At 53.5% G+C, this 12,514-nt stretch carries 7 protein-coding genes; 5 read left to right on the top strand and 2 right to left on the bottom strand.

The window, feature by feature from the left end:
* The gene (tamB, locus tag M979_RS19950) at nucleotides 1-3,777 is read right to left on the bottom strand and encodes an autotransporter assembly complex protein TamB (RefSeq protein ID WP_064556147.1); all 3,777 of its coding nucleotides are present in this window, start codon (nucleotides 3,775-3,777) and stop codon (nucleotides 1-3) included.
* Nucleotides 3,774-5,468, bottom strand: a complete 1,695-nt coding sequence (gene tamA / locus M979_RS19945; protein ID WP_122974066.1) for an autotransporter assembly complex protein TamA — start codon at nucleotides 5,466-5,468, stop codon at nucleotides 3,774-3,776. Before tamA ends, tamB begins: the two co-directional genes overlap by 4 nt.
* A 249-nt stretch (nucleotides 5,469-5,717) precedes the next feature.
* On the opposite strand from tamA, the gene msrA reads away from it, so the two are divergent.
* The 5 genes from msrA (at nucleotide 5,718) to M979_RS19920 (ending at nucleotide 12,465) form a co-directional block, all read left to right on the top strand.
* Complete coding sequence (msrA, locus tag M979_RS19940) at nucleotides 5,718-6,356, top strand: peptide-methionine (S)-S-oxide reductase MsrA (RefSeq protein WP_064556146.1); 639 nt, start codon at nucleotides 5,718-5,720, stop codon at nucleotides 6,354-6,356.
* A 221-nt stretch (nucleotides 6,357-6,577) separates the two neighbouring features.
* Nucleotides 6,578-8,545, top strand: coding sequence for a protease modulator HflK (gene hflK, locus M979_RS19935; RefSeq protein ID WP_064556145.1), 1,968 nt, complete (start codon nucleotides 6,578-6,580; stop codon nucleotides 8,543-8,545).
* The gene (gene hflC / locus M979_RS19930; protein WP_034461223.1) at nucleotides 8,542-9,525 is read left to right on the top strand and encodes a protease modulator HflC; all 984 of its coding nucleotides are present in this window, start codon (nucleotides 8,542-8,544) and stop codon (nucleotides 9,523-9,525) included. The genes hflK and hflC overlap by 4 nt, the downstream gene beginning before the upstream one ends.
* Nucleotides 9,518-10,570: an SPFH domain-containing protein gene (locus M979_RS19925; protein ID WP_064556144.1), complete on the top strand. Its 1,053-nt coding sequence runs from the start codon at nucleotides 9,518-9,520 to the stop codon at nucleotides 10,568-10,570. Before hflC ends, M979_RS19925 begins: the two co-directional genes overlap by 8 nt.
* Nucleotides 10,567-12,465, top strand: a complete 1,899-nt coding sequence (locus tag M979_RS19920) for a heavy metal translocating P-type ATPase (protein WP_064556143.1) — start codon at nucleotides 10,567-10,569, stop codon at nucleotides 12,463-12,465. The genes M979_RS19925 and M979_RS19920 overlap by 4 nt, the downstream gene beginning before the upstream one ends.
* Nucleotides 12,466-12,514 lie beyond the last annotated feature (49 nt).

Genomic DNA, 12,514 nt, shown 5'->3' with positions numbered 1-12,514 from the left:
CTAAAACTCAAACTGATAAAGCAGATCAAGTGCCTGATCGATACCAGACACCGCTTCCAGATACAGCTTAGGCATCAGGCGATAACGCAGTGTTAGTGTCGCCAATGAGTCAAAAATACCCACTCCATATTTAACCTGGAGACCTGGCAGTACATAGCCACTGACCACCACTTGTGAGGAATCCCCCACCCCTGCGGTATCAAGCGCCAGATTGCTTACGCCAAACGTCTCGCCGATTTTACCCACAACCTGACCACTTTGTGCAACCCCCAAGCCAACAAGCATTGATGTCATGGCGTTACCATCGTCGCCAGAATTATCTAAACCTTGCCCGCGAAGCAGGTAGGACAAGGCTTCTTGCTGTGACATGGCTGGATCAGAAAATATCTCAGCTTTCGGCTCATCTGCTGTTCCCGTGACACGAACACCGGCTATTACGTCGTTTTCTGTCGCTTCTGGGTTACGAATCGCTTCGATATTTAATAATGGCTGGTCCGGTGGACCTGAGAATAACAGCTCGCCTTTACGCACGATCAGATCCTGTCCATACGCATGGAAGCGCCCTTCAGGAATATTGATCTGCCCGTTCAGGCCGAGACCCTGGCGGTCCTGCACCATTTTTAAATCACCATTCAAACGAGCCTTCAAACCAAACGCATCGAGGCGCACATTGTTGCCAACGTGAATAACCAGGTTGCTGTTGATAGGAATGCTTGCCGTTTGCGGTTTAATCGGCTTCAGATCTTTATCCAGCATAACTTCATCACTGGAAACGCCAACGGAGCTTTCAGGGACTTCATGCACCACAATGCGAGCCCACGGGATATCGACACTCCCATCAAGCGTGAACAAGCTCGGAGTCGCAACAAACTCAACGTCAGGCGAAACATCAAGGCGCACCATCGGAGGCACAGTAATACGCACCTTATTGCCTTTCGCCGCCACGCGTGCTCGCCAGTTGTCGATTTGCGTCCAGTCGGCATCGCCACTCAGAGCAATATCACCCTGTTTGGTGCGTACCGTTCCCGCAAGCGTCGAGTTCATGCCGTTAAAGTTCATCGCCAGCTGACTTGGCTGCATATCAAACGGCATAAAGTTGCCGTCGATATCAACGCCATTTAGCTGCAACTGGCCGAACAACTGCGGCCGTTCTGCATTTCCTGCAAGCCTCAGATTGGCGTTCAACTTCCCTGCGGCTTTTTCTCCACGTGAGAATATGGAGTTAGCGATGGCCAGATCAAAATTACGCATATTCACGTTACCGCCCAAATTACGGCGGCCTTGCGGATCGGTAATTTGCACCTGTCCATCAAGCTGGCCGTTATTGGCAACACGAATAAGCCAGCCAAGTTTCGCCTGGTTGTTTTTGAGCTCCGCATTGAGATTGAGCGTGTCGAATGCCACCGGTAACGGGCTATCGTTAACCATCTGAGTCACTTTCACGCCGTTGCCTTGCAGCGTGACAGAGCCCTGCGGCAAACCGCCTGACTCAGCATCCCAGCTAACATCCGCCCGGCCACTGAACGTGCCTACCGCCTGCGTATCAGCCGGCATAAACGGTTTGAGCATCGCCAGATCAAAGCGGTTCAGATTGACCAACGCCCGTCCTTTCGCACCTGCATCAATCGGCTGCGGTACACAAAGTTCTGCATTCGGGTTAGTCCAGCAATGCACACCGATATTGATTTTCTGCTCTTTGTTGCGGTAATCGAGCGCCAGCGTGCGGTTCAGCGACCATGGGCCAACCGGCGTTTCAAAGCGCGTATTGCTAAGAGTGCCACGCCAGCGCTCCTGCGCACGGTCAAAGCTGCCGCTCAAATCAAGCTGCCCGGACACAGGTTCACCCTGGATACGCAGTTTTAGCTGGTGCTGTTTTTCGGAGCCTTTTGCGTCAAGCGTTACAAGGCTGAGATCGACACCAGGCTGAGAAATACGCTCAACGCGCAGATCCAGATTCCCGGCGATTTGATCGGTGGATTTCACATCCCCTTTCAGCAAGACTCGAGCAATCGACAGCTCCTGCCAGCGGAGGTTATTCGCGGTAAGATCTGCCAGCAGCTGTGGCGCTTTTACATCGCCACGCACTTTAATCGTGCCTTTCGCTGTGCCGCCAAGTCCTGGTAAAGCATTGTCGAGATTCGGTGCATCGATGGTGGCATCAAGCTCGAGATCCTTTGGCCCTAATTCCCCTTTAACATCAGCACTGTTGCGCCCCAGCTCAATATGCAGGCCAGGGGTTTTCCACTGCATGTAACTGTTGCCGTTGAGCTTTCCGGTAACGTTTAGTTTGTTATTTTTGACATTTCCGGCAAGTTTTAGCTCGGAGACATCCATCTGCCAACTGCCGCCATACAAACTGCCGCTGGTTTTCACCAGGCCGTCGAGTTTCGCAGGCCAGTCAGGGAATTGCTTCGCCGTATTGATGTCGTCAAGTTTCAGCTCGCCGCGCCAGCTAATGGCTTTGCTCCAGTCAAGTACTGCTTTCAAGTCAGTATTGCCCTGCAACGCAGCAACTCGTAGCTTATCGAGATTAAGCTGTTGCTCGTTGCCTGTCGCATCCAGCGTGATGGTGGCTGGCGGAATTTGCTCACCTTTCACATCGCTACGGAACGACAATTTATAGTCGGTCATTTTGCCGCTGAATTTCAGCTTCAGGTTGTCGGCCTGGTACTCTTTCTTCCCGGTAAATGGCCAATACAGCTGCTTACTGACCACTTCAAGATTGAGCGGCAAGCCTGCCTCAGCAAGCTGAGTTTGCGCAGTGAGTTCAAGATCAACCGGGCCTGAGAGATTCATGCCCACTTTCAGCACATCCCGCAGCTCCCCACCAATCTTCATCTTCACCTTTTCGCCTTTGATTGGGTCAATATTCAGCGTGGTGTTTAAAGTTAAATCCACCGGCCACTTGTCGCGTAATTCCGCGCTGCCGGTGGCATTAACCAGCCCTTGCGAGGAATCAACATCCAGCGCATCAAGCTTAAGAGAGCCGTCAATGCTGCTGACTTTTAGCAACAGGCTGCTGACCAATAAATCAGTGTCACCCGTCAGGCGTAAGTTCGCCCCACGGAACTCCTGAATATTCAGGTTCAGCGGCAAATGCACATCGGTCATTTCTGGCAAAACAGGTTTTTCAAACAACTGTTTGAGCGTTTCGCCCAGCGGCAGCTCTTCTGGCTGTGGGTTCTGGATCTTTGGCTCAACCACCTCTTCCTGCGCGACTTTGGCAACTTTTGGCAGCGCAATCAGCAGACCTTCGAGATTGGTTGGGGTAACCGTCAGATTGCGCTCTTGCCAGTTCAGGCCGGAGGTAAATTCCATCACCGAAACGGTGGTGTTATCGATTTTGATATTGACATTATTAAGCGCCACGCGGCTTAACGTAATCGGGTATGGCGTGGTGAGATTGAGCGGGCCAGTGTCCTCTTCCTCAACCTTCGCTGCCGGTGGCATTTTCTTGCTATCAACAACGACGTCGACGTCTTTAAGCGAGAGATTATTCACGCACAAGCTGCTATCACGCAGGCAACCTAATTTCACCGCGAGATTAACTTCACCCGCCGTTACGTCCACGCCCGGCTGTTGATAGCGCAAGCCTTTGATAGTCAGATTACGCCAGCCGCCGGTGACGCTGGCAATATCCAGCCCCGGCACCCAGCGGTTTGCGGCATTAAATAAGAGGTGCAGACCGGTAGTGGTGCCTACCAGAAAACCCACCGCGCCAATCAGCAGCGCGACAAAAACCAACACCGCGAGGCTTATTTTCTTCCAACGACTCATAGTTCAGGCCCCAGACCGATGTAAAACTGTAAACCGTGCTCATCTTTATCAGCCACCGGGACCGCTAAATCGAGTTTGATTGGCCCAACCGGTGACTGCCAACGCACGCCAAAGCCCGCACCCGTTTTATAGTTACTCTGTTTGATATCGTTGACCGCTTCGCCAGAGTCGACGAAAACCGCCCCCCACCATTTCCCGGTAACGTTGTATTGATACTCCAGCGATCCGGTAAGCATTTTTGACGCACCGGTCAGTTCGCCTTTATCGTTTTCAGGAGAGATGGATTTGTAGGAATAGCCGCGAATACTGCGGTCGCCACCGGCAAAGAAGCGCAAATCTGGCGGCACTTTGTCGAAGTTATTGGTTTCAATCCAACCCACATTGCCACGCACGACAAAACGGTGCTTTTCCTGCAACGTTCGAATCCAGACCTGCTGCGCCTGGAATACCCCGAAGTCGACATCAGAACCCCAGGTGGTATCAGACCAGTCAATGGAATAGCGCTGTGAATCGCCCCAGGTCGGCATCAGGCCGCCACGCGAGCGAGTACGGTTGAGGCTAAGTCCTGGGTAAAGCAGCATCGTGGTGTTAGTTACGTCAGCCTGGGTAAAGTGATCGAGGCTCCAGCGTAGGTTAATGGCGTGCTGCCAACCGCTGGATAAATCCCAGTATCGTGAGACTGCGAGGGTGCTGGAGTCAGATTTAGTGTCGTTCAGGTCTGTGCGTTTGAAACCGCCCTGTACCAAATAATATTGTTCCAGCGGGTTTTTAAGCAGCGGCATTTTATAGCTGAAATCAAGAATTTGCTCAGGCGCTGAAATACTGGCGCTACTGGTCAGGCTGTGGCCGTAAGAGTTCATCCACGGCTTTTTCCACGTCGCTTTTACGCGCGGCCCCACATCGGTGGAATAACCCACACCGGTTTCGATGGTGTTTTCCGTACGTGGTGACACAACACCATGCAACGGCAATACTTTAGTTTCGCGAGACTTGTCGAATTCCGGCGCAACTACCACCGAATTAAACCAACCTGTCGCAGATAAACGGCGGTTCAGTTCCGCAAGGTCTTTCGACTGGTAGTAATCACCCTGTTTAAAAGGCACAAGGTTTTGCAGATACTCTTCGCGAATTTGTGAGCCTTCGAAAGTCACGGCGCCAAAACGATAACGCTCGCCACTGTTGTAATCGATGTCCCAGAACGCCTGGCGGCGCTCAAGCGAAACGCCTAGCTGGCTTTTGAGGAATTCACTGTCGAAATAGCCCTTTCGCACCGCAATGTTGGAAAGATCTTTTTTGAAGCTGTCGTAATCGTGGTGATTGAGGATAGTGCCAATCTTCGGGCGCTCACTGAGCAACGCGATGTAGTCTTTATCGTCACGCGCACCGCCGCGCAGAATCACGTCGGTACCGCCTATCAATACTGGCGGGCCGGGATCGACTTTGGCAATCAAAACCTGGCGTCCTTTGGCTGGTGGTGGCCGCAGGTCAAAATCAATGGTTGGCTCGTAATAGCCGAGCGCTTTCAAACCATTTCGTATAGCGTCATCCACACGCGCACGGAAACGCCTGTCGGGCGTAACTTCATCACTCTGGATAGTTGAAAGCTGAGCGCGAACGTTTTTTTGCAGTTCACCGCTTAGCCCTTCCACCTGTAAACGCACGTTGGCAGCGCTGGCCCACGTGCTTACCATGCATAGGCAAGCCGAGCAAATAATACGAAATCGTGGCACGTTTTCTCCTGAATATCCTTGTTCCCACCCCTGGAAGGAAACGCTTTAACAAAACCCCAACAATTGGGGTTGAAAACTGCACAATAACCCAAATAATTCTTATATGTACTGTAGTCTCATACAGAGGAGTTATTGTCTGCAATAACACGCCTCGTTACAACCGCACGGCGGTTGTTGTTAAATTTAGCCAACATCGGGAGAGCACGACTGATGAAATTATTTGAGAAAACCCATCCCGTGACACAGTCAGAAGCGTTGCCTGGTCGCAATACCCCGATGCCGATCGCCACTTTGCATGCGGTAAACGAGCACTCCATGACAAATGTACCAGAAGGGATGGAAATCGCTTATTTTGCGATGGGTTGTTTCTGGGGCGTTGAACGCATGTTCTGGAGAATTCCAGGGGTTTACAGCACCGCCGCAGGTTATGCCGGGGGCTTTACGCCTAACCCAACTTATCGCGAAGTGTGTAGCGGAATGACCGGGCATACAGAAGCGGTGCGCGTGGTTTACGACCCCCAAGTAGTGAGTTACGAGCAATTGTTGCAAGTATTCTGGGAAAATCACGACCCGGCCCAGGGAATGCGCCAGGGTGGCGATGTTGGCACACAATATCGTTCCGCAATTTACCCACTCACACCAGAGCAGGATGCCGCCGCGCGTGCAAGCTTTGCACGCTTCCAGGAAGCAATGACGCTCGCCGGAGACGACCGTCATATCACGACTGAAATCGCCAACGCCGGCCCATTCTATTATGCCGAGGATGACCACCAGCAGTATCTGCACAAAAATCCATATGGATATTGTGGCATCGGTGGGATTGGTGTGTGTCTGCCGCCGCAAGGCTAAATCCCTTAGTAGGTCGGATAAGCGTCAGCGCCATTCGATAAAACTCGCATAAAGGGTGGATGACACTTGTGCTTATCCACCCGACAAAACCACGTTCCACGCCCCATTTGTACAAACGGTTACCCACGCTGCGTTTACGGTTAAATCACGCCTGTGATATGTTATATGGTAACAAATAAACCCAATGACGCAGATATTGTGCGCCCGAATGTAATGACTCCATGCAGCCCTCCCAATTTTCTGAACCAACGGAATCTTCACCGTTAACTTCTCAGGCTCGTTACTCTTTAGCGTCATCGCAGTCGATGCTTACTGCAAGATTAGTCTTCGGATTAAGTGCGCTAATTTTTTTGATGATTGTGGTGGCGCTGATTGTCAGCATTATTGAGCCATCTTCACGCTGGACGGCCTTGTTAAGCAGCCAGGCCGCCTTGCTCATCTTGCTCGCTACCACCGTATTTAATGCACAGCGAATTTGCCAGTGGCGGGCAGAAAAATTCTCCCCTGCACTAAAACCCGAAACCACGCCCCTTGAAGCAGAGCCACCTCCAACCATTTATCAACGACTTGGCGCACTCATTCCCATCAACGTTGAACGCATCAATGCGTTACTTAAGAGTGATGGTGTCTGGCTGGCCTCGATGGCGGGATTCGTGTTATTCATCGTGCAGGCAGGATGGGGAACCCATTACGTTCCGCTGGAAGACGGCAGCCTGCGCTGGGTGGCGGTCGGTATTATTGCATTGGCGATGTTTATCACACTGGTTGCTGAGCGCCATCTGGTAGCAACCTCAAATGAAGCCTGGCCGGAAGCCAAATTCATTGCGCCGATATTACGCCTGACTCTCGCGGTACAATTTCTCTCTTTGCCAGCACTGATATTCCCGACAATAAACCTCTCAGTGTTGGTCAATCTGCCAGCGATCCTTGTGGGGTTGGTCGCCATTGAGTTTTTGCTGCGCGGCCTGTTCTCACTATTCACTCCACCGGGCGAAGAAGACAGCGAACCCAGGTTCCTTGCTCAAAGCCAACTGGCAGCACAGCTTGTCTGGCCGCCGCGCCCGCTACTTTTTTTACAGCGCGAGCTGCACCAACATTTTGGCATTGATTTACGCCAGCTTTGGGCATTCACGGTTTTGCGTCGGGCATTTTTACCTGTGTTGGCAGTCATGCTGTTTTGCGGTTGGCTATTGACCGGAATGCAGCAGGTTTCCCCAACCCAACGCGGTATTTATGAACGCTTTGGCAAACCGGTTGCCGTGTTGCCATCAGGCCTGCATTACGGGCTGCCGTGGCCATTTGGCCAGGTGATACTGGCGGAAAATGGTCAGGTTCATGAATTAGCAGCCGGAGAAGAAGCTGATGCTCCTTCAGAACCGCTGGCGAATGCGGAAGGAAACGCACCTCAAAGCGCCGATCGTCTCTGGGATGCAATTCATAGCTTTGATAAAGCTCAGATTATTGCCAGCCAAAGCGGAAACCAACAGGGTCTGCAAATTATTAATAGCGACGTGCGTTTTATGTGGCGCGTTGGGTTAACCGATAACGCAGCACTGGCGGCAACCTATAACAGCGCCAATTTGCCAGAGCTGATTCGCAGCGCCGCAAACCAGGTACTGGTGCATCAGTTTTCCTCACTGACACTTGAGCAGCTTCTGGGGGAACAGCGCATCGAATTAGCAAGCCAGATTAAACAGGCGGTGCAGCAAAAACTCGACAACTTACATAGTGGTGTAGAGCTGCTCTCGACCGTCGTCGAAGCTATCCACCCTCCGGCAGGGGCTGCCGATGCCTTCCATGGCGTACAGGCCGCGCAAATTTCGGCTCAGGCGCTCGTTTCTCGCGAACGTGGACATGCGGCAGAGCTGGCCGCCAGCGCGCAAACTACCGCTACCACGCGCCAGAACCAGGCACAAATGAACGCCACCGATGTGACCAGCAAAGCGCAGTCAACGGCGGTGCGTTTTGCCGCGCAGAAACAAGCGGTAGCGCAATCCGGCCAGGTGTTTGTCGATGAATTATGGTTTAGCCAGTTGCATCAAACTTTAGGCAAAAGCCCGTTGTTAATTATCGACCACCGTATTGGCGCGACCTCGCAGCCCACTATCGACCTGCGCGAGTTTCCCTCATTAAGCCAGGCAGCACGTAACGATGCACCTTCCAAACCGACACAGGAGTCTTCCCGTTGAGCCATTCACATCATCATGGTTGCAGCAGCGGTTGCCACCACAGCCACCATTCTGACGCTCCTGTCACTAAAGCCTGGAAGCGCATTGTTGGCGCAGGTGTGCTGGTGCTCATTCTTGCCGCCGCCGCAAGCCTTGTGCAGGTTCGCTCTGGCGAATCGCTGATTATTACCCGGTTCGGTAATCCGGTACGCGTGCTGCTCAATCCGGGTCTTGCTTGGCGCCTGCCCGCACCTTTTGAAATGTCGACCGCCGTAGATCTGCGCCTGCGAACGACTTCGAGCGGCTTGCAGGATGTAGGCACGCGCGACGGGCTGCGCATCATTGTGCAGTCATATGCGGTCTGGCAGGTTGATAGTACCCCTGAACATGTGCAGCGCTTTATGCGCGCGGTACAAAACCAGCCCGATGAAGCGGCACGGCAAATTCGTGCTTATCTCGGCTCGGCACTCGAAACCACCGCAAGTGGCTTTACGCTCTCTCAACTGGTGAATACCGATAGCAAACAAGTGCAGTTAAACCAGTTTGAATCGCATCTGCAGGCGCAAATCAGCCAGCCCTTATTGGAAAGCTATGGCATTCGGTTGGTGCAGGTTGGAACCGAACGCCTGACCCTGCCCGCGGTAACGCTTAACGCTACAGTCGACCGGATGCGTGCCGAGCGCGAAACCATTGCGACCGAACGCACCGCTGAAGGCAAACGCGCAGCAGCGGAAATCCGCTCGGCAGCCGAGCGTGATGCCCGCATTGTGGAAGCACAAGCACAGGTCCAGGCTGCCGATATCGAAGCGCAATCTCAGGCGCAAGCCGCCGAAATTTATGGCAAGGCGTACGCCAGTTCACCTCAGCTATACAGCCTGTTACGCCAGCTTGATGCGCTCAGCGGCGTGGTTAATTCCAGCACCCGTCTGGTGTTACGCACTGATGCCGCACCGTTCCGTCTGCTGGTAGAAGGGCCAAAGCTGGATAAAACTCATGAGTGAGCATCAAAAAAATAAACCTGCAGGCCCGTGGACGCAGTCAATACGCCTCGCCTTTTACGCACTGTATGCGCTGACACTACTGGCAGCAGCGTCCTGGTTGTTTTCAAATATTCGCCAGATACCCGCAGACAGCCGCGCCGTGGTACTGCACTTCGGCGCACAGCAACGAATTGCCGAACCGGGTTTATTGCTCACCTGGCCGAAGCCGATTAACGATGTGGTGATGGTGCCAGCACCTGACCGCGTGATCGAACACCACGTTACGGCGCTATTACGCTCGTTCGATGCACAACATGCCGATGCGCGTGGTGATAACAGCAGCGATGCACTGGCAGGTTCCGGTTACCTGCTAACTGGAGATTCAGGCGTGGTGCAGTTAGATATCAGCGTGTTTTACCGTGTTGTCACGCCAATGGCGTATGTATTGCAGGGCGAACATGTGATTCCGGCTCTCGACCGGCTGGTTGAACGTGCAGCCGTTGCGGTATGCGCCGCGCGCGATCTCGATACTATTCTTGTCGCCCGCCCGGAAATGGTCAGCGGCGATTTAAATGTCGCCGAGCAGCGCGAGCGCCTGCGTGCTGATGTTCAGCATAACGTTGAGCAAAATTTACAACGCCTTGCGCAATCAGGCAGCGATCTGGGGATAACGCTTGAGCGTGTTACCGTGCAGTCCACCTTGCCGGAAACCACAGTCACCGCATTTAATGCGGTATTAACTGCCAGCCAGCAAGCGTCACAGGCGATTGCTACCGCAAATACCGATGCTTCTTTAATTCGCCAGAAATCCACCCAACTTGCTGACCAGACACGCCAGACTGCTCAGGCACAGGCACGTGAACGCGTGGCGAAAGCGCAGTCCGACACGGCGATGGTGGCACGTCTGGCCAACAGCCATAACGACCCTGACCTGTTAGCTCGGGTTTATCGCGAGCGCATTGCGGCAATTCTGGCACAGGCTGAATCCGTCATTACCGTCTCTCCAAAAGATGATGCGAATTTGATCCTGCAAGCGGCCGGGCAAAAGGAACCTTCGAAACCATGAGTACCCACACTGTTAACCCCGGCGGCGCACTGAGCCATCAGGAACAACGGCAGATTACCCGCCAGTTGATACTGGCACTGGTCGCCAGCGGCACATTAATTCTTGGTTTGCTATGGCGTGGCCTGGCACCCGATCAAGTCGCGGTGGCCGATATTTTACTGGGTGCCGCATCGCTGATGGTCGGCATTCCAGTATTGCGCCACGCCTTTTACAGCCTGCGCTACCCAAGCTTGCATGGCATCACCGATCAACTGGTTGCGCTGGCGCTGATTGGCTCATGGGCGACCGGGGATTTACTCACTGCCGCATTACTGCCGCTGATTATGATCGTCGGCCATATCCTTGAAGAACGCAGTATGATTGGCTCGCAAGAGGCTATTGAAGCGCTCAGCAAATTGACCCACAGCCGGGCGCGACGCTTTGACGTAGATGGCAATCTGCACGAAATTGACAACCATGAACTGGTAGCTGGTGACATTGTCGAAGTGCGCGCAGGCGACCGGCTACCTGCTGACGGGCGAGTGCTGGAAGGAGCGGCGAGTCTGGATACCGCACCGATCACCGGTGAGTCCGTTCCGCTGGAAGTAAAGCCCGGCATGAATGTTTACGGTGGTGCAATCAATCTTGATGGGCGGTTGCGAATTGAAGTGACGCACATCGGTGAAACCTCAACGCTCGGGCGCGTAGTGGCATTGATGCAAAGTGCCGAGCAAGCCAGCCCACCGATTACCCGCCTGCTTGAACGTCACGCTGCGCGTTATCTGTTGCTGGTTTTATTGATTGCCGCCAGCACCTGGTTTTTGACGCAAAACGACCAGGCCATGTTAGCGGTATTGGTAGCGGCCTGCCCTTGTGCACTGGTGCTCTCCGCGCCGGCAACTTCTATTGCTGGGCTAACTGTTGCCGCACGTCACGGTATTTTGATTCGTGGTGCAGCCTTCCTCGAAGAATTAGCCGAACTGAATGCAGTGATTATTGATAAAACCGGCACGCTAACACACGGCAAGCTGCAACTTCATGAGCTGATTCCTGAAGCAGGTGAGTCGCCTGAAGTTCTGTCTGCACTGGCGGCGAGCCTTGGAGCCACCAGTAACCACCCGGTAAGCCGGGCGCTGGTCAATATCGCCCCTCAAAGCACATGGCCGCAGCTTGAAAATGTCCATGAACACCAGGGGCTGGGCGTATCGGCAACCACCGCTGCGGGTGACGCGTTTCTTGGTCGATATGAACTACTCAAAACTCAGGTTGCGGATTTACCGGAAGAACCACCACATGATGGCCCGATAGTTGGGCTGGTGCTGGCGGGGCGTTTCCGTGGCTGGATTTTACTGGCCGATAGCTTACGCGACGAAGCTGCCAGTGCAATGGCGGAACTGCGTGATCTTGGGCTTAACCATCAACTCTTACTGACTGGCGACCGCGAAGCTGTGGCACAACGCATCGCGAAGAACGTAGGGATTAAAGACGTTATAGCGGGGGCATTACCCGCAGACAAACTCCAGCAGGTCAGCGTGCAAATCGACAATGGCTTCCGGCCAATGGTCGTCGGCGATGGGATCAACGACTCCCTGGCAATTAAAGCGGGTGTGGTTGGCGTTGCGATGGGTGCAGGTGACTCGGATATCGCCATGGCATCAGCGGATATTGTATTAATTGGCGGGGACTTACGCCGCCTGGGAACCTGCGTACGCTTAAGCCGCCTGTGCCGCCGCACCTTACAGATGAATGTGTTTATTGGGCTGGGCTGGACGCTGGTGATTGTCGTCGCCGCCGCATTTGGCTGGCTAGGAGCCTCAGGTGCGGTGGTCGCCGCCCTGTTGCATAACCTAAGTACACTGCTCGTTCTGGGCAATGCCGGGCGTTTGTTAAGGTTTGAAGAAAAACTGGGTGGGTGATTAATCACCATTGTAGGGTGGGTGAAGTTGCGCTTACCCGCCCTACAAG

This window comes from Buttiauxella noackiae ATCC 51607 (genome assembly GCF_001654865.1).
GTDB classification, from domain to species: domain Bacteria; phylum Pseudomonadota; class Gammaproteobacteria; order Enterobacterales; family Enterobacteriaceae; genus Buttiauxella; species Buttiauxella noackiae.
This window is presented reverse-complemented; position numbering and strand designations above follow the sequence as displayed.

Coding starts and splice junctions, on each gene's coding strand:
- tamB (WP_064556147.1), bottom strand. CDS start 3,777: ATGAGTCGTTGGAAGAAAATAAGCCTCGCGGTGTTGGTTTTTGTCGCG.
- tamA (WP_122974066.1), bottom strand. CDS start 5,468: ATGGTAAGCACGTGGGCCAGCGCTGCCAACGTGCGTTTACAGGTGGAA.
- msrA (WP_064556146.1), top strand. CDS start 5,718: ATGAAATTATTTGAGAAAACCCATCCCGTGACACAGTCAGAAGCGTTG.
- hflK (WP_064556145.1), top strand. CDS start 6,578: ATGCAGCCCTCCCAATTTTCTGAACCAACGGAATCTTCACCGTTAACT.
- M979_RS19925 (WP_064556144.1), top strand. CDS start 9,518: ATGAGTGAGCATCAAAAAAATAAACCTGCAGGCCCGTGGACGCAGTCA.
- M979_RS19920 (WP_064556143.1), top strand. CDS start 10,567: ATGAGTACCCACACTGTTAACCCCGGCGGCGCACTGAGCCATCAGGAA.